This window comes from Arthrobacter sp. P1_D12 (assembly GCF_056406175.1).
In genome coordinates this window covers 17534-41952 of sequence record NZ_JBFUAR010000018.1, presented here as the reverse complement: position 1 = coordinate 41952, position 24419 = coordinate 17534, and the positions used below count along the sequence as shown (strand labels likewise).

Genomic DNA, 24419 nt, shown 5'->3' with positions numbered 1-24419 from the left:
CCGAACGCGCGGCGGGGCGCGTCCGGAACGGGCGGTGGGAGCAGTGCGTCAGTGGGCGGCCGGAACAATCGCGGGCTTCTCCGTGCCGCGCTTGAGCAGCAGGGACAGCAGCGCGCCGATGACGCACATGCCCACGATGAACCACAGGCCGGAGAGCTTGGAGCCGGTGGCGTCCTGCATGAAGCCCATGACGTAGGGGCCCAGGAAGCCGCCGCAGAGGCCGATGGTGTTGACGAAGGCGATGCCGCCGGCGAGGGCGGCGCCGCTGAGGCGGGTGGCCGGGTAGGTGAAGAGGATCGGCTGCAGGGCGAAGAAATTGAAGGCGGCGAGGCAGAAGCCGATCATGCCCAGCAGCGGCCCGCCGACGGCGCCGAGGGCGAAGCCGGCGACGATGCCGGTCATGGTGCCGGTGACCAGCATCCGGGAGCGGCGGCCGTCGGTGGCGAAACGGGGGACCAGCAGGGCGCCCGCCGCGGAGAAGATCCACGGGATGGCCGTCAGCAGGCCGATCTGCAGCGGGCTGAGCTTGCCGTACGTGCCGATGATGGAGGGCAGGAAGTAGGACAGGGCGTAGACGGCGATCTGGTGGGTGAAGTAGACGCCGACGACGAGGAGGATCTGCTTGTCCTTGAGAACATCGCGGAGCAGGTGGTTGCCGGAGGCCGCGGCGCCGGCGGTCTCCTCGGCGGCGATGCGGGCCTCGAGATCGGCGGCTTCCTCGGCGGTGAGGAACGTCGCCATGCTGGGGCGGTCCGGGAGCTTCTTCCAGACGACGTAGGCGAGGACGCAGGCCGGGAGTCCTTCGACGAGGAACATCCACTGCCAGCCGTGCAGGCCGCCGAGCCCGTCAAAGGTCAGCAGCAGCCCGCCCAGCGGGGCCCCGACAATGTTGGCGATGGAGACGCCGAGCAGGAACATTCCGTTGGCCTTGGCGCGGTCCTTGACCACGAACCATTGCGTCAGGAAGTACATGACGCCCGGGAAGAGTCCGGCCTCGGCCACGCCTAGCAGCATCCGCATGATGTAGAAGGACCATTCGCCCTGGACGAAGGCCATGCCGGCGGAGATGATGCCCCAGGTGATCATGATCCGCATGATCCAGAACCGGGCGCCGACCTTGTGCATGATCAGGTTGGACGGGATTTCGGACAGGGCGTAGGTCAGGAAGAACAGCCCGGCGCCGATGCCGTACGCGGTGGCCGAGATGCCGAGGTCGATCTCCAGCCGGTCCTTGGCCATACCGATGTTGGTGCGATCCAGGAAGGCCATGATGTAGGCGCCGATCAGCAGCGGCATGACGCGGCGTAAGATCACGCCATTGATTTCCTGTGGCGTGCGCATCTTCTTTGTTGCGGATACAACTGACATGGGTCGGGGTCCTTGGCTCGTTGGGGGGGGATAGGTGGTCAGGGCGGGCATGCGGAAAGGGCATACGGGAGGTAGGCGGCCGCGGCGGTGCGCGCGGCGCGTGGTTCGTCAGAGTCGCGGGAACGGGTAGGGCTGGCCGCGGACGGGCCGGCCCGCGTGTGGCGCGGCCTCAGCTGTCAGGGGGCGTGCAGCCGCACGTCCGCCCGACGTGCAGGCGGTGCCGGCACACTTTCGAGGTGTAGGTGGCGGACGGGGAATCGATGCGTTTGAGCAGCATGGCGAACGCCTCGTTGGCCATTTCCTGCTGCGGTTGGACAATGCTGGTCAGGTTGATCAGCCCGGAGCGGCTGTGCGGCAGCCCGTCACAGCCGGCGACGGCGACGTCGTCCGGGATGCGCAGGCCGCGCGACAACGCGTATTCCATGACGCCGATGGCAAGCTCGTCGCTGCCGCAGACCACGGCCTGCGGCGGCGTTCCGGCCGAGAAGAGCCGCTCCGCCGCCAGCCGGCCGCCCTCGTTGTTGACCCTGGTGCTGATCTTCCGGTCGCCGCTGATCGTGATGCCCGCCGCGGCGGCTGTGCGGACAAACGCCTGTTCGCGGGCCAGGGAGGCCGTTGAGAACCGGGGGCCGATCACTGTGGCGATTTCGGTGAAGCCGTGGCTGAGCATGTGCTGCATCAGCGTGGTGGCTGCGGCGTCGTCGTCGATCCCGACGAAATCCGAGTCGAGGAAGTCCGCCCTGCGGGACAGGCACACGTAGGGGATGCGGGCCGCCCTCAGCGTGCGGAGCGCGGTGGCGTCGTCCCGGAGCGAGGCGGCCAGGATGATGCCATCGACGTTGCGGTGCGCGAGTGTCGAGGTGACCTGGGCGAGCACCTCCGGATCGTCCTGGGTGGTGGCGACGAACACTTCGTAGCCGGACTCCGCCGCGGCCGTGATGACGCCCTGCGCCCAGCGCGGAAACATCGGATTGATGATGTTCGGCAGGATCAGCCCGATGACCCGGGTCCGCTGCGGGTCGGTTGACTGCGACGGCTTACGGGGCCTGAAGCCGAGCTCGTTCGCCACGTGGATGATGTGGCGCCGGGTCTCGGGCGAGACGCCGCCTTTGCCGTTGAGGACGTAGGAAACCGCAGCCGAGGAAACCCCTGCAGCGCGGGCCACGGCAGCGGCCGAAACCGGCGGTACGGGGCCGTCGACGGTGGCGCTTATGGCGTGTTCGTGCATGTCCGGCCCTCCTTCGCGTCGGTTCGTTTTGCTGTGACCCCAGTTACAGTAAGGAGCCCGCCGATCGTTAAGCAACGTTAAGTCATTCACGCGGGCCGCGCAGGCTAAGGGCCGCCGGGCATGCTCATTGTTCACGCCCGGCCCGAGGGGACATGTCCATTGTTCGCGCCCGGGCCGGGGGGACATGTCCAGCCTTGGACCCGGGCGCTGGGCATGGTGGGGCTATGTCCACTCTTCGGGCGCGCTGGAGGGCATGTCCCGCGGCGGGGGTGCGCGGGGGAGGGCATGCCCAGCGGCAGGGGGCGCCCCGGGTGGCCGCGGGCGGCCGGCCCTAGACAGGCGTTTCGCTGTCGGCAAACATGGAGCCAGCCTCCCTCATTTCAAAGTTGAGCGATGTAGACTCAACTTTAATATCAGGACCTTTCCGGAAGGAGCCCTCGTTGGACGCCAAATTCACCACCAAGAGCCAGGAGGCCCTCGCTGCGGCTGCCATGAACGCCTCGACCGCGGGCAATCCGCAGCTCGAGCCCGCACACCTGCTCAAGGCGCTCATGGACCAACGGGAGGGTGTCGCCGTCGCGCTCCTCCGCGCCACCGGGACGGACCCGGATTCCGTCAGCGTCCAGGCCAGCAGTGCCATCAAGGCCCTTCCGTCCACTTCCGGCAGCTCCGTGCAGCAGCCACAGATGTCCCGCACCGCCCTGCAGGCCATCAAGAACGCCCAGAACGAGTGCGAGCGGCTTGGCGATTCCTTCGTCTCCACCGAGCACCTGCTGCTGGGTCTCGCGTCCGGAAGTGACGCCGTCGGCAAGCTGATGCGCGACTCCGGCGCCTCCCACGAGGCGCTGCTCGCCGCCCTGCCGGGTGTCCGCGGCGACCGCAAGGTGGACAATGCCGACCCCGAAAACTCCTTCCAGGCGCTGGAGAAGTACGGCACGGACCTGACGGCGGTCGCCCGCTCCGGCAAGCTGGACCCGGTGATTGGCCGCGACGCCGAGATCCGACGGATCATCCAGGTGCTCAGCCGGCGCACCAAGAACAACCCGGTGATCATCGGCGAGCCTGGCGTGGGCAAGACCGCAGTCGTCGAAGGCCTGGCCCAGCGGATCGTGGCCAAGGACGTCCCCGAAAGCCTGCGCGGCAAGACCCTGATCGCCCTGGACCTCGCCTCGATGGTGGCCGGGGCGAAATACCGTGGCGAATTCGAGGAGCGGCTCAAGGCTGTCCTGGAGGAAATTAAGAACTCTGAGGGGCAGATCGTCACCTTCATCGACGAGATCCACACGGTGGTGGGTGCCGGGGCCACCGGGGACAGCTCCATGGACGCCGGCAACATGCTCAAACCCATGCTGGCCCGCGGCGAGCTGCGCCTCATCGGCGCCACCACTTTGGACGAGTACCGGGAGAACATCGAGAAGGACCCCGCCCTGGAACGCCGCTTCCAGCAGGTCTTTGTCGGGGAGCCCAGCGTGGAGGACACCATCGGCATTTTGCGCGGCCTCAAGGAGCGCTACGAGGCGCACCACAAGGTTGCCATCGCCGACTCCGCCCTGGTTGCCGCCGCCACGCTCTCCAACCGGTACATCTCCGGCCGGCAGCTGCCGGACAAGGCGATCGACCTCGTGGACGAGGCCGCGTCCCGGCTGCGCATGGAGATCGATTCCTACCCGGAGGAGATTGACCAGCTGCGCCGCTCCGTGGACCGCCTGACCATGGAGGAGTTAGCCCTCGCAAAAGAGAAGGACCCTGCCTCCGTGGAGCGGCTGGCTACACTCCGCGCGGACAAGGCGGACAAGAATGAAGAACTGGCCGCGCTGAACGCCCGCTGGGAAGCCGAGAAGGCCGGCCTCAACAGAGTGGGAGACCTGAAGGCCAAGCTGGACGAACTCCGCTCGGCAGCGCAAAAGGCCCAGCGCGAAAGCGATTGGGAGACCGCGTCGAGGATCGAGTATGGCGATATTCCTGCCCTTGAGCGGGAACTCAATGTGGCCGCCGAAGCGGAGTCGGCCCGGGTGGCCGGCGGCGGGGCCAAGCAGGATCTCATGGTGGCCGACGAGGTCACCGCCGACGACATCGCCGAGGTGATTTCGGCCTGGACCGGCATCCCCGCGGGCCGCATGCTCCAGGGCGAGAGCCAGAAGCTGCTGAACATGGAGCAGGTGCTGGGCGAGCGGCTGATCGGCCAGAAGAAAGCCGTCGCCGTGGTCTCCGACGCCGTGCGCCGCGCCCGCGCCGGGATCAGCGACCCCAACCGGCCCACCGGCTCCTTCCTGTTCCTCGGGCCCACGGGCGTCGGCAAGACCGAACTCGCCAAGTCCCTCGCGGACTTCCTGTTCGACGACGAGCGCGCGATGGTGCGGATCGACATGTCCGAATATTCGGAGAAGCACTCCGTGGCCCGGCTCGTCGGGGCGCCTCCCGGGTATGTCGGCTACGAGGAGGGCGGCCAACTTACCGAGGCCGTGCGGCGGCGACCGTACTCCGTGCTGCTGCTCGATGAAGTGGAAAAGGCCCATCCGGAGGTCTTCGACATCCTCCTGCAGGTACTCGACGACGGCCGGCTCACCGACGGGCAGGGCCGCACCGTGGACTTCCGCAACGTGATCCTGGTGCTCACCTCGAACCTGGGCAGCCAGTTCCTCGTGGACCCCAACCTCGACGCCGCGGCCAAGAAGAACGCCGTCATGGCCACGGTCAACGCTTCTTTCAAGCCGGAGTTCCTCAACCGGCTCGATGAAGTCGTGCTGTTCGATCCGCTGAGCGTGGAGGAGCTCTCCCGGATCGTGGAACTGCAGGTCAAGGAGCTGGGCGAGCGGCTCAAGGGCCGCCGGCTGAACCTCGAAGTTACCGAGGGTGCCCGCGCCTGGCTGGCCGTATCCGGCTTCGATCCCGCGTACGGCGCGCGGCCGCTGCGCCGCCTGGTGCAGCGCGAGATCGGCGACCGGCTGGCAAAGGCCATCCTGGCCGGCGAAATCGCCGACGGCGACACCGTCCTGGTGGACACCGCGCCGGACCTGATGGAACTCACCATGGGCGGGCTGGGGGACAGGGAGCTGACCAGCGGCGGCGCGGCCACGGGCACCGGGCTCTCGGTCCGGCGCAAGGAGTAGGCGCCGCCGGGCAAGCCTAGGGAAGCAGGGACTCCTTGATGACGTTTCCGCCGTTCGTCGCGGCGTAGCAGTCGACCCGCCGGTCGCCCATCTCCCAGCTGCGCGGGCTCGGGTAGGCCAGCTTGTAGCTCAGGTCGTAGTCGCCGGCCTTTGCCGTGAGCGGAGCCGCCTTGCAGGCATCGCGTGCCTTCTGCTTGAGCTGGTCCCGGCCCGGGTACGAGTCATCTGGCCCGTATTTTTCCACGGCGACCAACTGCGCCGAGTGGCCGGTGGCGCAGTCCACGACGGTGGACTGTTGCGCATCCGGGTCGAAGTCCTTGAAGCAGTCCCGCAGCTGGAAGTCCAGGGGGCTGACGCCTTCCAGTGGCAACGCCCCGCGGCTGGCGGGGGCGGACGCCGACGAAGCGGCGGGGGCCGGGCTGTCGTTTTCCGGGGAGGCCTGGCCGCTGCCGGCAAATGCGGCCACAGCCCACCAGACCAGAAGCGCAAGCACCACGAGGACGGCCGCGGCCACGCCGAGCCGCTTTGGCCCCTGCCGGCGGATCCGGCGGACCAGGGGGCGTGCCCGCCGTGAGAGAGCCTTCTTGGTGCGTGAGAGCGCTTTCCTGGCGCCGGCGAACGCGGTGCCGGCAAGGACCGGGCGCGCGGGTTTCGCCGCTACGGGTGCCGCCGCAGGATTCGTGGGCCGCCCACGGTCGGCTGTGATGACGGGCAGGGCGGACGTCGGCGGCCTCGAGGGCGGCGGCGGGATAGTCCCGGCGTCGTTCCTTGGATTCTCTTCGGTCACTGAGAAATTCACCACTTCCGTGCGTCTTTGCCGAGGCTGGAAGCCCGGCGTCGCGGCCCTTTTCTGGGCGCACATCACGAAACTCTATCGAAGATGCGCGGCACCGCGCATGCGCCAGCGGCTGCGGCCACCGTTGCGGGAGGCGCCACACTGTCCACAGGGGGCGGGCCGGCGAGCAGTTGGCGCCGAAAGCATGTAATCTAGGTGTACGACAAATTGACCAAACATTCCGGGGCCTCACCGATCGCCAAAAGGTGACCACCTCCGGTCCAAGTACAAAAGGGGGTCACGCCATGGGGCGCGGCCGTCAAAAGGCAAAAGCTACCAAGCAGGCTCGGGACATCAAGTACTACTCCCCGAACACTGACTATTCGGCCCTTCAGCGCGAGCTCACGGGCCCGGGAAGTCGTGCCACGAGCCACTTCGCGGATGACCCGGTTGAACCGGATTATTCAGCGTATGTGGATAAGTACGCGGACGATGTGGAAGACGACGACGACGAGGTTGATTCCCGTCGCATAGGTTAGTCGACGCTTCCTTCCGGCAGTTTTCTCCGGGGGATCCATCCGGCACCGCGGTGCCAGCCAACGATTTTCGGGCCGCCGGCCACACCTGTAACAGGCGTGGCCGGCGGCCTTTCTTGTGCCCGCAGCCGTCCCTATCCGGGCCGGCCGGCTGGCTGGCTGGCCCGCGCTGCGCCGCGGATGAGCCGGCGCAGTTGTCACCGGCGGGGCGCCGGGCTAGGTTGTTCGTGCCGGATTTTCCCGGACGCCACACCGATGCCCCGGAAGGACTGCCATGACCATGCGCAAAGGATTCGCCGAGGGCGAGCTCTGCTGGACGGACCTCCAGACCCCCGACGTGGAGACGGCGAAGGTCTTTTACTCGGAGGTTTTCGGCTGGCGGTTTGAAGACCTGCCCACTCCGGACGGACGCAGCTACGCGAAAGCCTTCCTGGGCGACGACCTGGTTACCGTGCTCGCGCCGCAGAACCCCCGGCAGGAAGCCGCGGCGGAACCGGGCCGGTGGAACGTGTACTTCGCGGTCGACGACGCGCGGGACCTGGCCACCGAACTGGCCCATTCTCCCGGGCACCTTGAATTCGGCCCCGAGGAGATCGGTGACACCGGCGTCATGGTCTTCTTCGCCCCGCCCGGCGGCGGAACCACCGGGGCCTGGCAGGCCGGCAGCCACATCGGAGCCGGCCGGAGCCAGGAAGCGGGCACCTTGGCCTGGGCTGAACTGCTCACGCCGGAGCCGCAGGCCGCCGTCGGCTTCTTCCAACAGCTCTTCGGGCACGACGTGACCGAATACCCCCAGGACGACGGCGGCACCTACACCACGCTCATGGTGGGCGGCGCCGAGGTGGCCGGCATCGCCCGGGTCCCCGGCGACGCGCAGGACACCCTCGAGCCGGGCTGGCAGGTCTACTTCGGCGTCTCCGACGTCGCAGCGGCGGTGCAGGCTGCGGTGGCCGCGGGCGGCGTCGTGCTGATCGAACCGGATGAGATCGAGGAAGCCGGCACCATCGCCACCCTCAGAGATCCGCAGGGCGGCGTCTTCAGCCTGCTGGAGGTTTAGGGCCGCGGCTTAAACGGATCGGGTGCTCCCCAGCTGCCGTTCTGAGCGTTCAAAACGGCAGCTGGGGAGCACTCGACGTGGGTCGGGCCCGTTTAGGCGTAGGCGTTGACCAGCCGGACGGCGCCGCCGTCGACGCCCTTGGCGCCCTGGACGTAATTCGGGCCGGTTTTGAGGACCGCATCCGAGTTCTGCTCGACGGTGCCCATGATCCAGGACGGCAGGCCGCGGTCGTTGAGCCGGTTCACGGCCGCGTCGGCCGCTTCCGGCGAAACAATGGCGACCATGCCCACGCCCAGGTTCAGGGTGCGCTCGAGGTCGGCCAGCGGGACGTTGCCGAGCTCGGAAACCAGCTTGAAGATGGCCGGGAGCTCCCAGGTGGAGCGGTCGACGGTGGCCAGCAGGCCCTGCGGGAGGACGCGGGCGAGGTTGGCTGCGAGGCCGCCGCCGGTCACGTGGCTGAAGCCGTGGACGGCCTTGCCGCCCGCGGAGCCGTTCACCGGGAAGGTGCGGGCGAGGTCCAGGCAGTCCGCGGCGTAGACGCGGGTGGGCTCGAGGAGCTCCTCGCCCAGGGTGCGGCCGAGCTCGGAGACCTGGCGGTCCAGGGCCCAGCCGGCGTGGTTGATGACGCGGCGGACCAAGGAGTAGCCGTTGGAGTGCAGGCCGGAGGAGGCCATGCCGATCACCACGTCGCCGGCGCGGACGCGGTCCGGGCCGAGCAGCTGGTCGGCCTCGACGACGCCGGTGGCGGCCCCGGCGACGTCGTACTCGTGCTCCCCGAGCAGGCCGGGGTGTTCGGCGGTTTCGCCGCCCACCAGGGCGGTGCCGGCGACCGAGCAGGCGGCCGCGATGCCGCGGACGATGTCGGCGATGCGCTCCGGGACCACCTTGCCGCAGGCGATGTAGTCGGTCATGTACAGCGGTTCTGCGCCCACGACGACGATGTCGTCCACCACCATGCCGACGAGGTCGTAGCCGATGGTGTCGTGGATGTCCATGGCCTGGGCGATTGCCACCTTGGTGCCGACGCCGTCCGTGGAGGTGGCCAACAGCGGGCGCCTGTAGGTCAGCAGCCGGGAGACGTCGTAGAGGCCCGCGAACCCGCCGACGCCGCCGATCACCGAGGCGTTGTGGGTTGCCTTGACGGCGTCCTTCATGAGTTCGACGGCGCGGTCTCCCGCTTCGACGTCGACGCCGGCGGAGGCGTAGGTGATGCCGGCGTTCTGGGCGGCGTTCATGTCAGCGGCCGGGGAGGCGGAAGTCATACTGGCTCTTTCTTGTCGGCTGTGGTGACGCGGTCGGCATCGGTGAGCAGTTCTTCGAATTCGGAGTCCGGCCCCGGATCGCAGCCGGTGGCGCCGGCCTTCTCGGCCGGATCGTCGGAGATCGACGTGCCGGGTTCGGCGTCGGACGCTGCGGAGGCCGCGGGCGCCGCGCCGGAAGCAGCCGTGCCGGCGGCGGGCGGGAGGCCGCCGAGGTCGGTGCGTTCGAGCAGGTTCTTGCCGAGCTTGTCCGCGCCGGGCAGCTCGATCGGGTACTTGCCGGTGAAGCAGGCGGTGCAGAGACGCTCGCGCGGCTGGCGGGTGGCGTCGATCATGCCGTCTTCGGAAATGTAGGCGAGCGAGTCGGCGCCGATGGCCTGGGTGATCTCGTCGATGGTGGCGCCGTTGGCGATCAGTTCCGCCCGGGAGGCGAAGTCGATGCCATAGAAGCAGGGCCACTTGACCGGCGGGGAGGAAATCTTGATGTGGACGCTTGCGGCGCCCGCCTCCCGGAGCATCCGCACGATGGCGCGCTGGGTGTTGCCCCGGACGATCGAGTCGTCCACCACCACAACACGCTTGCCGCGGATCACGGATTCTAGGGCGTTGAGCTTGAGTCGGATGCCGAGCTGGCGCAGCGTCTGCGAGGGCTGGATGAACGTGCGGCCCACGTAGGAGTTCTTGACGAAGCCGTGCGCGAAGGGGATGCCGGATTCCTCGGCGTAGCCGACCGCCGCGGGCGTGCCGGATTCCGGTACGGGGATGACGATGTCCGCTTCCTGGGTGTTTTCGCGGGCCAGTTGGCGGCCCATTTCGACGCGGGATTCGTACACCGAGCGGCCCGCAATGGAGGCGTCCGGGCGGGCGAGGTAGACGTATTCGAAAACGCAGCCGGCCGGCGTCGCCTCGGCGAAGCGCTGCGAGCGGACGCCGTCCTCGTCGATCGCGATGAACTCGCCGGGTTCGATTTCACGGATGAAGCTGGCGCCGACGGTGGCGAGGGCGGACTGCTCGGAGGCAACCACCCAGCCGCGTTCAAGCCGGCCCAGGCACAGCGGGCGGATCCCGTAGGTGTCGCGGGCCGCGTAGAGGGTGCCCTCATCCATGAAGACGAAGCAGAAGCCGCCCTTGATCTTGGGCAGCAGCTCCATGGCCGTCTGCTCCAGGGACTTGCCCTCTTCGCCCTCCAGGAGCGCGGTCACCAGCGCGGTGTCCGAGGTGTTGCCCTGCTTCATCTCGCCGCTGAGGTTTCCGCCGTTGCGGTCCTCGATCATCGCCTTGAGCTCGGCCGTGTTGGTCAGGTTGCCGTTGTGGGCCAGGGCCACGGTGCCCGTGGACGTCGCGCCCAGGGTGGGCTGGGCGTTGGCCCAGTGGCTCGCACCGGTAGTGGAATAGCGGCAGTGGCCGACGGCCAGGTGCCCGGTCAGGGTGTTCAGCGTGGTCTCGTCGAAGACCTGGGAAACGAGGCCCATGTCCTTGTAGACGTTGATCCGCTTGCCGTCGCTGGTTGCTATGCCAGCCGACTCCTGACCGCGGTGCTGCAGTGCATACAGCCCGTAGTAGGTGAGTTTTGCTACTTCTTCACCGGGTGCCCAGACCCCAAAGACGCCGCATGCGTCCTGAGGGCCTTTTTCGCCTGGGAGAAGATCATGAGAAAGTTTTCCATCGCCGCGTGCCACTGGTCGATTATCTCACGATGTGCGCTAAGACTTTTCCGGCGGCCGGTTTATGACCTGACGCCCTTCAGCGGAGGTTCCCGCCGCGGCCCTCGTCGTCGTCGGCGTCCGGTGCGGATTCGACGACGGCGTGCTCGGCGCGGCGGACGCTCCGGCGGTCCAGGACCAGGGCGATCGCGGCACCCACGATGACGCCGCCGGCCGCGCAGAGGACCATGAAGAAGCCGAAGACCGAGGAGCGGTCGAAGCTCGGGTCACCGGGCAGGGCGTAGGCGATGATGGCCGCGACGGCCACGCCCAGGAGCCCGCCCAGGATCAGGAAGGGAACATATTTCGGGGCCCGGCGGACGGTGACCTCGCGGCGCTCCGGAACGCCGCCCTGAACGTTGCCCTGTGCCGGTTCCCGCTGGGGGTCGTTGCCTGCTGTGCCGGGGGTTTCGTGGGGAGACATGCCGTTAAGCCTACTGCCCTTCGACTCATTGCCGCGGACCGCATCCCAGAGCAGACTAGGGCTAGGTACAGACGAGCTAAGGATCCGCCATGTTAGCCTCAGCCGACCGTGTTCGTGAGGAGCAGCGCTTGCTCTGGGATGAGTTCTCGGCGGGCTGGAAGAAATGGGACGCGGAACTGCTCGGCTGGCAGGCCCCGTTCGGCGACGCCCTCCGCCAGGAGCTCCGGCTCCGCCCCGACTCAGAGGTGCTGGACGTCGCGGCAGGCACGGGGGAGCCCGGCCTCAACGTGGCCGCGCAGGTGCCGGAAGGCCGTGTGGTCCTGACTGACATTTCGGCCGGAATGCTCCGGGTGGCAGAAGAGAAGGCATCGGCCCGGCGCCTGAGCAACCTGGACTTTCAAGTGTGCGATTCGGCCGCCCTGCCGTTCCGCAACAACACGTTCGACGCCGTGTACAGCCACTTCGGTTTGATGTTCTTCCCCGTGATGTCCGCGGCCATGGCAGAGATGGCGCGCACCGCGAGGCCGGGCGCCCGGGTGGGCGCCGTCGTCTGGGGACGCGCGGCCGCAAACCCCTGGGCCAGCCTGATCCTGGGCACGATTGCCCGGCACCGGGAACTGCCCATTCCGCCCGCCGAGACCCCCGGGCTGTTCCGCTGCGCACCAGCCGGTTTCATGACCCGCATGTTCAAGGAGGCCGGGCTGGCCGAGGTGGCCGAGCACCAGGTCAGCACCGACCTGGTGCACGAATCCCCGGAGAGCTACTGGGAGTTCATGACCGACATCGCGACCACCGTGGCGATGGGCCTGGCCAAGGCGGACGCGGAGTCGCGGGCCCTGATCCGCTCGGATGTGTTCGCGCTGCTGGGCCGCTACGAGCACGACGGCGCGATCCGGCTCCGGTCCACCGCCACCGTGGTGGCGGGGACCAAGGTCTAGCCAGGCGGGCGGACCCGGACTGTTGGCGACGCTGCGGAGCGGTGCGTCGTCAGACGCCCAGCGCTTCCTTTAACGACGCCACGTGGCCCTGTGCCTTGACCTGGTACTGCGCCAGTTTGACCTTGCCCTCGGGGTCCAGCACCACGGTCGAGCGGACGATGCCCTCCGTGACCTCGCCGTGGACCAGCTTCTCGCCCCACGCGCCGTAGGCGAGGGCGACAGCGTGGTCCTCGTCGGCCAGGAGCGGGAAGGTCAGGGCGAAGTCGCCGGTGAAGTGGGCCAGGGCTTCGGGGGCGTCGGGGGAGATGCCCAGGACCTCGTAGCCGGAGCCCTGCAGAGACGCGAGGTTGTCGCGGAAATCGCACGCCTCGGTCGTGCAGCCCGGGGTCGCGGCCTGCGGGTAGAAGTACACAATGACGTTCTTGCCGCGGTAATCGGCCAGGGCAACCGGCTTGCCTTCGGCGTCCGGCAGGGTGAAATCCGGGGCCGGCGTGCCGGGCTGAAGCTTGACGGTCATGTTTGCGCTCATGATGATCCTTCGGGGAGGGGACAATGGGTCTGTGATGCACAACATCGTGGACCCAGGCTGTATTCCGCCGGCTGAGCCTGGCAAGGACCCGTCCGGGGCGGCTTTGGCAGGCTTGGGGCCAACAGCTTTTTCATAGCTCCGGCATAGCTGCCGTAGCTAGATTGAAGTCATTATGGAACAGCAAAATCCACAGCAGCGACGATTTGGATTCGGGCGCACTTCCGGCCGCGGGCGCGTCGAGTGACCGTCCGGCCACGGACCCTGATGGTTGCGGTCTGTGCAGCAGTGCTCGCGGTCGTCCTGGCCGCAGGTATCTATTCCTTTGCGCAAGCCCGCTTGACGGCGGCGAATCCCACGACGACGTCGGTCGCGCCGTCTGCCGCGACGACGGCTGAGGCCGGTGCTTCGCCGTCAGCCAGTCTCAATGCTGCGGTCCAGGCATCCGGCCCGGCGTCGAGCGCGGTGGACGCGGCCCTGGACGCGCGCATCCAGGCCATTCTCGCTGCCAACAGCCAGTACCAGATCGGCGTGGCGCTGGTCGGCCTCTCCCAGGGCGCCGGTACCGCGGACGTCCACGAATACGGTGTCCGGGAGAAATTCGTGGCCGCGAGCACAGCCAAAGTCCTGGCCGCGGCGGCCTACTACCACTTGGTCGAAACCGGGGCGGCCAGCCTCGATGACCCTTTGGGGAGCTACACCGCCGGCTTCCAGCTCCGGGAGATGATCCAGCAGAGCGACAATGACTCGTGGTCGCTGATCATGGACGCAGTGGGCCACGAGGAACTGACAGAGTACGCGGCGTCGCTGGGTGTGAGCTATGACCCGGAAACCAACACGCTGACACCTGCGGAAATGGCGACCATCGTCTCCCGCCTCTACTCCGGGACGCTCCTGAACGCCGACCACACCGCCGAGCTGTTGTCCTATATGCAGGACACCAACTACGAAACGCTCATTCCCGCCGCCGTTCCGGAAGGGATCGCGGTCTTCCACAAGTACGGGCTCCTGGGCGGTGAACTGCACGACGCCGGCATCCTCGCCCGGGACGGCACCGCATACGCGCTGGTGATCTACACCAAGGGCCACGACCTGAGCGACGTCCCGGAACGCACTGAAGTGATCCATCAGCTGACGCAGGCGGTGGCGGACGTCCTCTTCTAGGCCGTTTGCAGCCCGCGCATGTCCGGGTCCGCCCGCATGGTGTCCGAGCCCCTAAATGCCGAGCTCCTCCCGCAGCGCCCGCACGTGGCCCTGCGGACTGACGTGGTATTGCGCCAGGACCACGTTGCCATCGGGACCGACAACCACGGTGGACCGGACCGTGCCTTCGCGGACCTCGCCGTCCATCAGCTTCTCGCCCCAGGCGCCGTACGCGAGGGCCACAGCGTGGTCTTCGTCCGCGAGCAGGGGGAACGTGAGCGCATGTTCCGCGGCAAAGGCGGACAGGGCCTCCCGGGCGTCGGGTGAGATGCCAAGGACCTCGAAGCCTGCGCCGTGGAGGGCAGCGAGGCTGTCTCGGAAGTCGCAAGCCTCGGTGGTGCACCCGGGAGTGGCTGCGCGGGGGTAGAAGTAGATGATGACGTTTTTGCCGCGATAATCGGCCAGGGAGATCCGGCGGCCCGCAGCATCTGGCAGCGTGAACCCGGGTGCTGGATCTTCGCTGTGCAGCTTAGTGATGGCGTGCAGCTTGGTGGTCACGGTGGATTGCATGCAGTTCCTTCGATCGAGGGTCGGGATGGTTGTGGCAGCGGAGCTCAGATGCTGTATTCCGCTGGTCCGCGGACCGTCGCCCGCGGACTGGGGACGAAGCGGTAGCCGCCGCTGCGGACGGTGACGACGGCGTGCCGGCAGCCCTTGAGTTTCCGGCGCAACCGTCCGACGTACACGTCGATGGACCGGGTTGCCGCGCCCGGGGTGTCGAACGCGTCGAGGCAAAGCTGCAGCTCCTGCCGGCTTACCGTGCGGGAGCAGTTCTGCACGAGACATCTCAGAAGCGTGAACTCCAGATCCGTCAGGGGCACCCGCTCTCCATCCAGCCTGGCGTCTCCGGCCGCGAGGTCGACGGCGAGCCGGCTGATGCTGCCGGGGACGGGCTCCAGGCCCGCCCCGCCGGTGTCCCCGCCGGTGTCCCCGGCGGGATCTGCTGTTCCCGCCGGGGTGCCGTCGTCTCCGGGGGACCGGACGACGGCGGATGTTGCGGCTCCGGCGGCGGGCCTAAAGTGGACTTCCGCCTCCGGGGCACATCTGAGGGCGCGGCCGAGCACGAGTTCGGCCGCGCGGGCCAGGCACACCGGGTCAACGTCGGAGTCGTCCGGCACCGTGACCCAGACCGCCAGTCCCTTCGCGGTGAGGCCGGCCTGCCGTGCCTGCCCGTTATTCCGGGCCCGTCCGTGAACGGCGGGCGGGGTGCCGGCCACGGCCGCCTGGCTCACACGCCGCCGCGGCGGATCAGCTTGCCGGTCGGGGTCCGGCCGTCGATCAGGGTGCCGCGGAGGTAGGTCTGCCGGACGACGCCGGAAAGCGCCTTGCCGTCATACGGGGTGATGGGGTTCTTGTGCTTGAGCTTGGAGACATCCACAACGAAAGCCTCGTCCGGGGCAAATACGGCGAGGTCGGCGTCGTATCCCAGCGCCAGTTGGCCTTTATTGCCCAGGCCGGCGAGTTGGGCCGGCTTTGCCGCCATCCACGAGAGAACCTGCTCGAGCGGGATGCCGCGGTGCCGGGCCTCGGTCCAGATCAGCGACAGGCCCAGCTGCAGCGAGGAGACGCCGCCCCAGGCCACGGCGAAGTCACCGTTTTCCAAGTCCTTCAGGTCCAGGGTGGACGGGGAGTGGTCCGAGACGATGCAGTCGATGGTGCCGTCCTGCAGGCCGGCCCACAGCAGTTCGCGGTTGGAAGCTTCGCGGATCGGCGGGCAGCACTTGTAGGCTGTGGCGCCGTTCGGGATTTCCTCGGCCGTCAGCGTCAGGTAGTGCGGGCACGTTTCCACGGTGAGGCGAACGCCGTCGCGCTTGGCGGTGGCGATCATGGGGAGCGCGTCGGAGGAGGAAAGGTGCAGGATGTGGGCGCGGGCTCCGGTCCAGCGGGCCCGTTCGATGACCTCGGCGACGGCCTTGTTCTCGGCCCCGCGCGGGCGGGAGGCCAGGAACGTGGAGTAGTGGTCGCCGCCGGGGTGGGGCGCGTGGTCGATCGCGTGGGAGTCCTCGGCGTGGACGATCATGAGCGAGTCGAAGGACTTGAGCTCGGCCATGTCCTGTTCCATTTCGTCCGCTTCCAAGTGCGGGAACTCGTCCACGCCGGAGTGCAGCAGGAAGCATTTGAAGCCGAAAACGCCCTCGTCGTGCAGCGGCCGCAGTTCGTTCTTGTTGCCCGGGACGGCTCCGCCCCAGAAGCCGACGTCCACGAACACCTGGTCCCCGGCCACCTCCCGCTTCAGTTTCAGGGCCTCCACGGTAGTGGTGGGCGGGATGCTGTTCAACGGCATATCAATGATGGTGGTGACGCCGCCGGCCGCTGCCGCCCGGGTGGCGGACGCGAATCCCTCCCACTCGGTCCGGCCGGGCTCATTGACGTGCACGTGGGTGTCCACGAGGCCCGGCAGGAGGGTCTCGTCGTCGGCAAGCTCAATGACTTCACGGCCGGAGAGGCCGTTGCCCAGCGGCTCGATCGCGACAATCACGCCGCCGCGGATGCCGACTTCCCGGGCGGCGATGCCGGCGGTGGTCAGCACCCGCTGCCCGCGGAAGACGACGTCGTAGGTTTCTTCAGACACTGAGGGTCTCCTTTCCCGGAGCACTGTCCAGGGTGCGGGCGCCCTGCGCGGAGTGCGCCACGTTGGCCAATTGCTCGCCGAGTTGCCGTCCGAGGCGCTCCAGCAGCGCCGCGGCGTCGGTTATACATGTGTCTACATTGCTTTCCAGCTCCGTCAAAGCGTGGACTGCGAGGAACCCGGAACTGCTGATCTGCTCCGGGGTCAGGACGGACCGGCCGCACACCGCGACCACCGGAACCTTGGCGCGGCGCGCCGCCCGGGCAACGCCCACCGGAGTCTTGCCCAGGAGGGTCTGTTCGTCGAGGCTGCCTTCGCCGGTGATCACCAGATCCGCGCCGGCCAGCCGCTCGGCCAGCCCGGTGAATTCGAGGACGACGTCGATGCCGGGCCGGCGGGTCGCGGCCAGCACCGCGATGGCTGCGTAGCCCACGCCGCCGGCAGCCCCGGCACCCGGAGCGTCCGCAGCCTTCCGCGCGCGGGGCCCGATTTCGGCGCAGAGCACGTCCACAAAGCGGGCCAGGGCGGCGTCGAGGGCTGCTACGTCCTCGGGGGTGGCGCCCTTCTGCGGGCCGAAGATCGCAGCGGCGCCTTGGGCACCAAGCAACGGGTTGTCGACGTCGCTGGCGAGTACGAAGCGTGCGCCGTCCAGGCGGGAATCGAAGTTGGAGAAGTCGATCCAGTCCAGCCGGGCCAGGGCCGCACCGCCGGGCGGAAGTTCGTTGCCGTCGGCGTCGAGGAGCTTGGCACCGAGTCCCTGCAGGACCCCGGCGCCGCCGTCGGTGTTGGCGCTGCCGCCGACGCCCAGGATGATCTGCCGGCACCCGGCGTCGAGCGCGGCCCGGATCAGTTCGCCGGTTCCCTTGCTGCTGGCGCCATTGGCGGAGGCGGAATCAGGGCGGCCGCCCCTGCCGCCGGGCAGGACGGCGAGGCCGGACGCGGCGGCCATCTCAATGACCGCCTCACGTCCGCGGACCGCGAACTCCGCCCGGACCGGCGCGCCGGTGGGGCCGCTGACGACGGCGCTGCGGCGGGTGAAGCCGGAGCCGACGGCGGCATCGAGGGTGCCCTCGCCGCCGTCGGCCACGGGAATCCGCAGTACCTCCAGATTACTGATCTGTCCGCTGTCGCGGGCCGCCGCGTGCAGCCCTGCTTCGAGGTGCCGGGCGACGTCCGGGGCCGAGAGCGATCCCTTGAACTTGTCCGGCGCTATGACGACGCGCATCTCAGGCCTGCAGGGCCAGAATGGCGGTGGGGGCGTCCTCGGCGGTCTCGGCCAGGGCCTCGAACTCGTTGACGGCGTTGATTTCGGTGCCCATGGAGATGTTCGTGATCTTCTCCAGGATGACTTCCACCACCACCGGAACCCTGAACTCGCCCAGGAGCGCCTTGGCCTTGTCGAACGCGGCAGGCAGGTCCTCCGGGTTTTCCACCCGGATCGCCTTGCAGCCCAGGCCCTCGGCCACCTTAATGTGGTCCACGCCGTAGCCGCTTGCGGTTGCGGAGAGATCCGTGGAGTTGATGTTCTCGAACGCCAGGGACACGTTCTGTTCCATGTTGAAGCCGCGCTGGGACTGGCGGATCAGGCCCAGGTAGGAGTTGTTGACCACAACGTGGATGTACGGCAGGTTGAATTGCGCGCCCACGGCCAGTTCCTCGATCATGAACTGGAAGTCGTAGTCACCGGAGAGGGCAACCACGGTCTGGTCCGGCTTGCCGCGGACCACGCCCAGCGCGGCGGGGACGGTCCAGCCCAGCGGGCCTGCCTGTCCGGCGTTGATCCACTTGCGCGGGCCGAACACGTGCAGCATCTGGGCGCCGGCGATCTGCGACAGTCCGATGGTGGACACGTACGTGGTGTCCTTGCCGAATGCTTTGTTCATTTCCTCGTACACGCGCTGCGGCTTGATCGGCACGTTGTCGAAGTGGGTCTTGCGGTGCAGTGTGGCTTTGCGCCCGGAACATTCGTCAACCCAGGCGGTGTAGTCCGGCAGGGACCCGCCGTCCCGGCGTTCCCGGGCCAGCTCCAGCAGCCCATCCAGGGCGGCGCCGGCGTCGGAGGCGATGCCGAAGTCCGGGGAGAACACGCGGCCGATCTGGGTCGGCTCGATGTCGATGTGCACGAACGTGCGGCCGGCGGTGTAGGTGTCCAGGCCGCCGGTGTGGCGGTTGGCCCAGCGGTTGCCGATGCCGATCACGAAGTCGCTGCGCAGGAAGTTCTCGTTGCCGTACCGGTGGCTGGTCTGCAGGCCCACCATGCCGGCCATGAGTTCGTGGTCATCCGGGATCGCGCCCCAGCCCATCAGGGTGGGGATCACGGGGACGCCCAGCAGCTCGGCCAGTTCCACGAGCTGCGCCGAGGCTCCGGCATTGATGATGCCGCCGCCGGCCACGATCAGCGGGCGCTCGCCTGCGGTGAGCATGTCCATTGCCTTTTCCAGCTGCTTCCGGCTGGCCCTGGGCTTCTCCACGGGCAGGGGCTCATAGGTGTCGATATCGAATTCGATCTCGGCCATCTGCACGTCGATCGGCAGGTCCAGCAGGACCGGGCCCGGGCGGCCGGAGCGCATCAGCTGGAAAGCTTTCTGGAAGGCTCCGGGAACCTGGCCGGGTTCAAGGATGGTCATGGCCAACTTGGTGACCGGCTTGGCGATGGACTCGATGTCCACGGCCTGGAAGTCCTCCTTGTGCAGCTTGGCCACGGGTGCCTGGCCCGTGATGCAGAGCATCGGGATGGAATCGGCCCACGCCGCGTACAGGCCGGTGATCATGTCCGTGCCCGCGGGGCCCGAGGTGCCGATGCAGATGCCGATGTTGCCGTCCTTGGCCCGGCTGTAGCCGTCGGCCATGTGGCTGGCGCCTTCAACGTGGCGGGCCAGGGTGTGGCGGATGCCGCCGTGGGCCCTCATGGCCGAATAGAACGGGTTGATCGCCGCGCCTGGCAGGCCGAACGCCTCGGTGGCGCCCTCCTTTTCCAGGATGGCGACGGCTGCGTCTACAGTGCGCATCTTCGTCATGGTGTGCTCCTTGAAAGTCTGTTTTTGGGTGTGCTGAAGGCAGGCCCGGCGAATCGTCGCGGGCACCTCTTGTTGGGGGGAGGGCGGGCCGCCGTCGTAAATCCCGACGCCGGCCGGTGCGTTCGTGTCGAAATGCCCCTTGACGGGGCGGCAGCGCCGCTTAGTTGCGGCCGCTGAGCTTCAGGACCTGCTTGAAGAGGCCCGAGTGGTCCAGGCCGCCGTCGCCCTGGTTGACGGTGGCGGCGACGAGCTGCGCGACGATGGCGCCGAGGGGGACGGCGACATTGGCCTCGCGGGCCGCAGAGGTGACGATGCCGAGGTCCTTGTGGTGCAGGGCCAGGCGGAAGCCGGGGTCGAAGTTGCGGTCCAGCATCTTCTGGCCCTTCTGCTCCAGGACCTTGGAGCCGGCCAAACCGCCGCCGAGGACCTTGAGGGCGGCGTCCGTGTCCACGCCGTAGGCCTCGAGGAAGGCGATCGCCTCGCCAAGGACTTCAATGTTGACGGCCACGATCAGCTGGTTGGCTGCCTTGACGGTCTGGCCGGAGCCGGAGGGCCCCACGTGGACGATGGTCTTGCCGACGGCGGCCAGGACATCCCCTGCCGCCTCGAAGTCGGCGGCGTCACCGCCCACCATGATGGACAGCGCGGCGTCGATGGCGCCTTGTTCGCCGCCGGAGACCGGGGCGTCGAGGGGACGGATCCCGGCGGCCCGGGCGTCGTCGGCGAGGCCTTTGGCGACGTCGGGGCGGATGCTGCTGGCATCAACCCACAGGGCGCCCGGCTTGGCGTTGGCGAACACGCCGTCGGGGCCGCTGACCACGCCTTCGACGTCGGGGGAGTCCGGCACCATGGTGATGACCACGTCGGCGTCCCTGACGGCCTCCGCGATGCTCGCGGCACCCTTGCCGCCTTCGGAGACGAGCTTGTCGGTCTTGTCCTGGCTGCGGTTGAAGCCCGTGACCGTGTGGCCGGCCTTGACGAGGTTGATGGCCATGGGCAGGCCCATGATACCGAGGCCGATGACTGCGATGTTGCTCATTGTGGTTCTCTTTCTGACGTCTTTGTGTGCGTTTTAGCGCGGGTGTGCTTCTTTGCGCTGGTGCGGACTGAGGGAGCGGGTGGGGATTACTGCGAGACGCGCTGGCGGATGGCCCAGCTGAATGCGGTCCCCGCGGGTTCCTTGTATTCGAGGCCGATGTAGCCCTCGTAGCCGAGTGCGCGGCTGCGGGCGATCCATTCGCCGAGGGGAAGCTGCCCGGTTCCGGGAGCCCCGCGGCCGGGGTTGTCGGCGATCTGGATGTGGCCGAAGTCCTTGGCGTGCTTTTCGATGACGGCGGCGACGTCGTCACCGTTCACGGCCAGGTGGTAGAAGTCCGCGAGGAGCTTGATGTTCCCGGCGCCGGATTCCTGCTTGACCCGGGCGATCACATCGAGGGCATCCTGTGCCTTGAGCAGGGGGTACCGGGGGGCGCCGCTGACGGGTTCCAGGAGGACCGTGCCGCCGATGCGGGCCACGCCGGCAGCCGCCGCCGCGAGATTTTCGGCGCCAATGGCGTCCTGCTGCTCAGCGGATTCGCCGTCAATGCGGTTGCCGTAGAGGGCATTGAAGGCCTTGCAGCCGAGGCGCTCACCGATGCCGGCGACGACTTCGATGTTGTCCTGGAATTCGGTGGAACGTGCCGGCCAGGAGACCAGGCCGCGGTCGCCGCCCGGCATGTCGCCCGCGTTGAAGTTCAGGCCCGTCAGCTGCACGCCGGCGTCGGTAATGGCGTTCTCAAACCGGGCAACCTCGACGTCGGTGGGGACGGAGGTCTCGAAGGGCCACCAGAATTCTACGGCGTCAAAACCGGCGGCCTTCGCGGCGGCCGGGCGTTCCCAGAGGGGGAGCTCCGTCAGGAGGATGGAGCAGTTCACGGTGTACGTCATTGTGGGTTCCTTCCGGTGTGGGCGGGAGCTGGATCCCGGGCACCTTTGCCTTGCAGATCCTTGCTTGTTTTCCGCTTTGTGGAATTAAGATTCTGCTTTATGAAAAGTGTAGGGAAGGTTGGGCCGGGGAGTCAAGGGGTGAGCGAATGGGGGTGTGGCTGCGGGGTGAGGCGCGAGGGACCCCGATATTCTTGCCCCGGCACCTCGGAGCGCGGGAGCCTAGGGGAGTTCAGGCTCCGGCAGTTCAGGGCACGCGGGCAGCAGATGCGGCGAAATTCCCTACCGCTTCGTTGGGTCCTTGCGGATACCCAGACCCACGAGTGCGCCGACCCCGAGGCCGATCAGGAGGCCCGTGAATGGCTTGTCGACGGTGGTGACCCCGATGGCGAAGCCGAGGGCCGCGCCAAGGAGCATTCCGATCCACAGGGATTCGTACTTCACAGCCTCAGGCTAGCAAGCATCGCCCGGGCCGCAAGGGCTCCGGGCTGGGTGACCAGAATTGGCGCGGAGGCGCGACCGGCGGAACCACGCAGGAGTCCGCCCTCACAGACGGGGCGGACTCCACTGCGTGGATCGGTATTGGTGGGTCGGTATTGGTGGATCGGTATTGGTGGATCGGTCTTAGGTCAGGCGGATCTGGCGGTTGACGTCCTTGTACAGCAGGTACCGGAAGTTGCCCGGACCGCCGGCGTAGCACGCCTGGGGGCAGAAGGCGCGCAGCCACATGAAGTCGCCGGCCTCCACCTCCACCCAGTCGTCATTGAGCCGGTAGACGGCTTTTCCTTCCAGCACGAAGAGGCCGTGCTCCATGACGTGGGTTTCCGCGAAGGGGATGGAGGCGCCGGGCTTGAGGGTGACGATGTTGACGTGCATGTCGTGGGCGAGGTCCTCCGGGTCCACGAAACGCGTGGTGGCCCAGGCCCCGTCGGTGTCCGGCATCGCCCGCGGTGCGACGTCCTGGTCGCGGGTTACAAAGGATTTCGCCGTGTAGCCGTCCAGCGGCTCGTAGGCCTTCCGGATCCACTGGAAACTGGCGATCTCCCCGGACTCGTTCGCCACGGACCATTGGGCCCCCGCGGCGAGGTAGGCGTAGCCGCCCTCGCCCAGCCTGTGGATTTCCCCCTCGAGGGTCAGTGCCAGGGCGCCCTTGGTCAGGAAGATGACGCCTTCGACGCCGGCCTCCGGCTCGGGCTTCTCCGAGCCTCCGCCCGGTCCCACCTCGACGATCAGCTGCGAGAACGTCGTGGCAAAACCGGCGATGGGCCGGGCCAGGATCCAGGAACGGGTGTTGGTCCAGCCGGGCAGTTTGCTCGTGACGATGTCCCGGAGCACGCCCTTCGGAATGACGGTGTAGGCCTCCTTGACCACGGCCCGGTCGGAGAGGATCTGGGTCTGCGGCGGAAGCCCGCCTTCGGGGTAGAAATAGTTGCTCATGGGTGCGTTCCTTTTGCTGAGGGAGTGGAGGTGTTGGCCAGCCGGGGGTGGGCCAGCGCGGTGAGTTCGGGGAGCCCGACGCCGGCCAGCGCCAGGACTTCTTCGGTGCCGACGGCGCCGCACTGGACGCCGCGCAGCACGAAGGCTGCCAGAGCCCGTGCGGTGGCGGGCTCGTCCAGAACGCCGCCGGCGGTTTGGTCCATGTAATTGCGGAGCCGGGCAGCGGCGGCCGGGAGCCCTTGCCGGTAGAAGGCGTAGGTCGCGGCGAACCGGCTGGGCAGCTGGGCGGGGTGGAGGTCCCAGCCCTGGTAGTAGCCGCGTTCCAGCGAGCGGCGGACCAGCCGGCCGTGGAGCTGCCAGGCCTGCTCCACGTTCCCGCCCACCGGGATGATGTTGGTGGAGCCGTCGGAGAGCCGGATCCCGGTGCCGGCCGCGGCAAGCTGCATGACTTCCTTGGCAAAGTCCGCCACGGGATGTTCCATGGACTGGTATTCGGCGGAGATCTGCAGCGATGCTGAGTAGTCGTAGGTGCCGTAGTGCAGCCCGCTGATCCGGCCGGGCACCGCGTGCGGCAGGCGCGCCACCGGCGAGGTTCCGTCCGGGCCCAGGATGAGCTGCGGCGTTTCCACCTGCACCTCAAAGCGGAGCCGGCCCGCGGGGAGCGAGTGGACTTCCTCGAGCCGGGACACGGCGAAGGCCATGGCCTCCACCTGCGCCACCGTGGTGACCTTGGGCAGGGTGAGGACGAGCCCGTCCGGCAGTTCGCCGGCCGTGGCCAGCTGCGAGACGAAGAGATCCAGGGTCCGCAGACCCCGGGCGCGGGTGGCAGCCTCGAAGCACTTGAAGCGGATCCCGATGAACGGCGGCGCGGTACCGGCGGCGACGGCGGCGGCCACGGCGGATGCCGCGGCGACAGCGGCGGCGTCCTCGGCGTCGTCGCCCCGGTCCCCGAACCCGTCCTCAAAGTCCAGACGGAGGTCCTCGATCGGCTCGCGTGAGAGCTTGGCCCGGACCCGCGGCGCGACGGCGGCGGCCAGTTCGGTTTCCTGGCCCTGCAGCGCGCACAGGCTTTCGACGCCGCCGCGGGCATCCACCGCGGCGAGGGCCTGGGCGCCCCAGTCCGCGGCGAACTCCGGGCTGAAGCGGTCGGCCGGAACGTAGACGGTGTGCACCGGCTGGCGGGAGCCGTCGTCGCCCGGGTAGCTGCGCTCCAGCAGCCGGTCGGTGTCGGCGAGCTGCGCATCGATCCGGGCGAGGTCGGCCCCGGAGAGGGCCGGCGTTACCGGACCCTGGCTCTGCAGATGGCTGCGTGCTTGCGGCCTGGCACTGGCGGAGGTGGCTGCCAT

At 68.2% G+C, this 24419-nt stretch carries 22 protein-coding genes; 5 read left to right on the top strand and 17 right to left on the bottom strand.

Features of this window, described 5'->3' with window-relative positions:
- Positions 1–48: 48 nt before the first annotated feature.
- A complete protein-coding gene (locus AC1DZV_RS14295; RefSeq protein WP_476849780.1) occupies positions 49–1368 on the bottom strand; it encodes an MFS transporter in 1320 nt (439 codons plus the stop codon).
- Between the two features lie 169 nt (positions 1369–1537).
- A complete protein-coding gene (locus tag AC1DZV_RS14290) occupies positions 1538–2596 on the bottom strand; it encodes a LacI family DNA-binding transcriptional regulator (protein ID WP_223913413.1) in 1059 nt (352 codons plus the stop codon).
- A gap of 440 nt (positions 2597–3036) precedes the next feature.
- Between AC1DZV_RS14290 and clpB the strand changes: the two genes are divergently transcribed.
- Positions 3037–5706: an ATP-dependent chaperone ClpB gene (gene clpB / locus AC1DZV_RS14285; protein ID WP_476953964.1), complete on the top strand. Its 2670-nt coding sequence runs from the start codon at positions 3037–3039 to the stop codon at positions 5704–5706.
- A gap of 16 nt (positions 5707–5722) precedes the next feature.
- On the opposite strand, the gene AC1DZV_RS14280 is transcribed toward clpB, so the two are convergent.
- The gene (locus AC1DZV_RS14280; protein ID WP_476950861.1) at positions 5723–6493 is read right to left on the bottom strand and encodes a septum formation family protein; all 771 of its coding nucleotides are present in this window, start codon (positions 6491–6493) and stop codon (positions 5723–5725) included.
- Positions 6494–6786: 293 nt separating this feature from the next.
- On the opposite strand from AC1DZV_RS14280, the gene AC1DZV_RS14275 reads away from it, so the two are divergent.
- A complete protein-coding gene (locus AC1DZV_RS14275; RefSeq protein ID WP_018774150.1) occupies positions 6787–7020 on the top strand; it encodes a DUF3073 domain-containing protein in 234 nt (77 codons plus the stop codon).
- Between the two features lie 271 nt (positions 7021–7291).
- On the top strand, positions 7292–8074 hold the full coding sequence (locus AC1DZV_RS14270; protein WP_476945968.1) for a VOC family protein: 783 nt from the start codon (positions 7292–7294) through the stop codon (positions 8072–8074).
- A 92-nt stretch (positions 8075–8166) separates the two neighbouring features.
- Here the strand turns inward: AC1DZV_RS14270 and purM are convergent, their stop codons facing one another.
- The 3 genes from purM to AC1DZV_RS14255 all read right to left on the bottom strand — a co-directional run bounded on the left by purM (position 8167) and on the right by AC1DZV_RS14255 (position 11460).
- Positions 8167–9336 carry a phosphoribosylformylglycinamidine cyclo-ligase gene (gene purM, locus AC1DZV_RS14265; RefSeq protein WP_476950859.1) on the bottom strand — a complete coding sequence of 390 codons (1170 nt, stop codon included), beginning with the start codon at positions 9334–9336 and terminating at the stop codon, positions 8167–8169.
- On the bottom strand, positions 9333–11012 hold the full coding sequence (purF, locus tag AC1DZV_RS14260; RefSeq protein ID WP_476950858.1) for an amidophosphoribosyltransferase: 1680 nt from the start codon (positions 11010–11012) through the stop codon (positions 9333–9335). The genes purM and purF overlap by 4 nt, the downstream gene beginning before the upstream one ends.
- A gap of 64 nt (positions 11013–11076) precedes the next feature.
- Positions 11077–11460 (bottom strand): hypothetical protein, encoded by a 384-nt coding sequence (locus AC1DZV_RS14255; protein ID WP_476953963.1) that lies wholly within the window; start codon positions 11458–11460, stop codon positions 11077–11079.
- A gap of 89 nt (positions 11461–11549) precedes the next feature.
- On the opposite strand from AC1DZV_RS14255, the gene AC1DZV_RS14250 reads away from it, so the two are divergent.
- Positions 11550–12398, top strand: a complete 849-nt coding sequence (locus AC1DZV_RS14250; RefSeq protein WP_459385727.1) for a class I SAM-dependent methyltransferase — start codon at positions 11550–11552, stop codon at positions 12396–12398.
- A 49-nt stretch (positions 12399–12447) separates the two neighbouring features.
- On the opposite strand, the gene bcp is transcribed toward AC1DZV_RS14250, so the two are convergent.
- Positions 12448–12927 (bottom strand): thioredoxin-dependent thiol peroxidase, encoded by a 480-nt coding sequence (gene bcp / locus AC1DZV_RS14245; protein ID WP_028275479.1) that lies wholly within the window; start codon positions 12925–12927, stop codon positions 12448–12450.
- Between the two features lie 264 nt (positions 12928–13191).
- Between bcp and AC1DZV_RS14240 the strand changes: the two genes are divergently transcribed.
- Positions 13192–14088, top strand: a complete 897-nt coding sequence (locus AC1DZV_RS14240) for a serine hydrolase (protein WP_476953962.1) — start codon at positions 13192–13194, stop codon at positions 14086–14088.
- 51 nt (positions 14089–14139) lie between these two features.
- Here AC1DZV_RS14240 and AC1DZV_RS14235 read toward each other — a convergent pair whose 3' ends face one another.
- From AC1DZV_RS14235 to AC1DZV_RS14190, 10 genes are all read right to left on the bottom strand, one after another.
- The gene (locus AC1DZV_RS14235) at positions 14140–14637 is read right to left on the bottom strand and encodes a peroxiredoxin (RefSeq protein ID WP_243180658.1); all 498 of its coding nucleotides are present in this window, start codon (positions 14635–14637) and stop codon (positions 14140–14142) included.
- A 44-nt stretch (positions 14638–14681) separates the two neighbouring features.
- Positions 14682–15344: a winged helix-turn-helix domain-containing protein gene (locus tag AC1DZV_RS14230; RefSeq protein ID WP_476953961.1), complete on the bottom strand. Its 663-nt coding sequence runs from the start codon at positions 15342–15344 to the stop codon at positions 14682–14684.
- Positions 15345–15355: 11 nt separating this feature from the next.
- Positions 15356–16699 carry an allantoinase AllB gene (allB, locus tag AC1DZV_RS14225; RefSeq protein ID WP_476950853.1) on the bottom strand — a complete coding sequence of 448 codons (1344 nt, stop codon included), beginning with the start codon at positions 16697–16699 and terminating at the stop codon, positions 15356–15358.
- Positions 16692–17921 carry a glycerate kinase gene (locus tag AC1DZV_RS14220; protein WP_476953960.1) on the bottom strand — a complete coding sequence of 410 codons (1230 nt, stop codon included), beginning with the start codon at positions 17919–17921 and terminating at the stop codon, positions 16692–16694. Before AC1DZV_RS14220 ends, allB begins: the two co-directional genes overlap by 8 nt.
- A 1-nt stretch (position 17922) precedes the next feature.
- Positions 17923–19713 (bottom strand): glyoxylate carboligase, encoded by a 1791-nt coding sequence (gcl, locus tag AC1DZV_RS14215; RefSeq protein ID WP_476953959.1) that lies wholly within the window; start codon positions 19711–19713, stop codon positions 17923–17925.
- A 160-nt stretch (positions 19714–19873) separates the two neighbouring features.
- On the bottom strand, positions 19874–20752 hold the full coding sequence (locus AC1DZV_RS14210) for a 2-hydroxy-3-oxopropionate reductase (RefSeq protein ID WP_476953958.1): 879 nt from the start codon (positions 20750–20752) through the stop codon (positions 19874–19876).
- 86 nt (positions 20753–20838) lie between these two features.
- Positions 20839–21639 (bottom strand): hydroxypyruvate isomerase family protein, encoded by an 801-nt coding sequence (locus AC1DZV_RS14205; RefSeq protein WP_476953957.1) that lies wholly within the window; start codon positions 21637–21639, stop codon positions 20839–20841.
- 279 nt (positions 21640–21918) lie between these two features.
- Positions 21919–22080, bottom strand: a complete 162-nt coding sequence (locus AC1DZV_RS14200) for a glycine zipper domain-containing protein (RefSeq protein WP_162159054.1) — start codon at positions 22078–22080, stop codon at positions 21919–21921.
- A 180-nt stretch (positions 22081–22260) separates the two neighbouring features.
- Positions 22261–23073 carry a bifunctional allantoicase/(S)-ureidoglycine aminohydrolase gene (locus AC1DZV_RS14195; protein WP_028275486.1) on the bottom strand — a complete coding sequence of 271 codons (813 nt, stop codon included), beginning with the start codon at positions 23071–23073 and terminating at the stop codon, positions 22261–22263.
- The gene (locus AC1DZV_RS14190) at positions 23070–24419 is read right to left on the bottom strand and encodes a DUF6986 family protein (protein WP_476950848.1); all 1350 of its coding nucleotides are present in this window, start codon (positions 24417–24419) and stop codon (positions 23070–23072) included. The genes AC1DZV_RS14195 and AC1DZV_RS14190 overlap by 4 nt, the downstream gene beginning before the upstream one ends.

Coding starts and splice junctions, on each gene's coding strand:
- AC1DZV_RS14295 (WP_476849780.1), bottom strand. CDS start 1,368: ATGTCAGTTGTATCCGCAACAAAGAAGATGCGCACGCCACAGGAAATC.
- AC1DZV_RS14290 (WP_223913413.1), bottom strand. CDS start 2,596: ATGCACGAACACGCCATAAGCGCCACCGTCGACGGCCCCGTACCGCCG.
- AC1DZV_RS14275 (WP_018774150.1), top strand. CDS start 6,787: ATGGGGCGCGGCCGTCAAAAGGCAAAAGCTACCAAGCAGGCTCGGGAC.
- AC1DZV_RS14270 (WP_476945968.1), top strand. CDS start 7,292: ATGACCATGCGCAAAGGATTCGCCGAGGGCGAGCTCTGCTGGACGGAC.
- purM (WP_476950859.1), bottom strand. CDS start 9,336: ATGACTTCCGCCTCCCCGGCCGCTGACATGAACGCCGCCCAGAACGCC.
- AC1DZV_RS14255 (WP_476953963.1), bottom strand. CDS start 11,460: ATGTCTCCCCACGAAACCCCCGGCACAGCAGGCAACGACCCCCAGCGG.
- AC1DZV_RS14250 (WP_459385727.1), top strand. CDS start 11,550: ATGTTAGCCTCAGCCGACCGTGTTCGTGAGGAGCAGCGCTTGCTCTGG.
- bcp (WP_028275479.1), bottom strand. CDS start 12,927: ATGAGCGCAAACATGACCGTCAAGCTTCAGCCCGGCACGCCGGCCCCG.
- AC1DZV_RS14240 (WP_476953962.1), top strand. CDS start 13,192: ATGGTTGCGGTCTGTGCAGCAGTGCTCGCGGTCGTCCTGGCCGCAGGT.
- AC1DZV_RS14235 (WP_243180658.1), bottom strand. CDS start 14,637: ATGCAATCCACCGTGACCACCAAGCTGCACGCCATCACTAAGCTGCAC.
- AC1DZV_RS14220 (WP_476953960.1), bottom strand. CDS start 17,921: ATGCGCGTCGTCATAGCGCCGGACAAGTTCAAGGGATCGCTCTCGGCC.
- gcl (WP_476953959.1), bottom strand. CDS start 19,713: ATGACGAAGATGCGCACTGTAGACGCAGCCGTCGCCATCCTGGAAAAG.
- AC1DZV_RS14210 (WP_476953958.1), bottom strand. CDS start 20,752: ATGAGCAACATCGCAGTCATCGGCCTCGGTATCATGGGCCTGCCCATG.
- AC1DZV_RS14205 (WP_476953957.1), bottom strand. CDS start 21,639: ATGACGTACACCGTGAACTGCTCCATCCTCCTGACGGAGCTCCCCCTC.
- AC1DZV_RS14195 (WP_028275486.1), bottom strand. CDS start 23,073: ATGAGCAACTATTTCTACCCCGAAGGCGGGCTTCCGCCGCAGACCCAG.
- AC1DZV_RS14190 (WP_476950848.1), bottom strand. CDS start 24,419: ATGGCAGCCACCTCCGCCAGTGCCAGGCCGCAAGCACGCAGCCATCTG.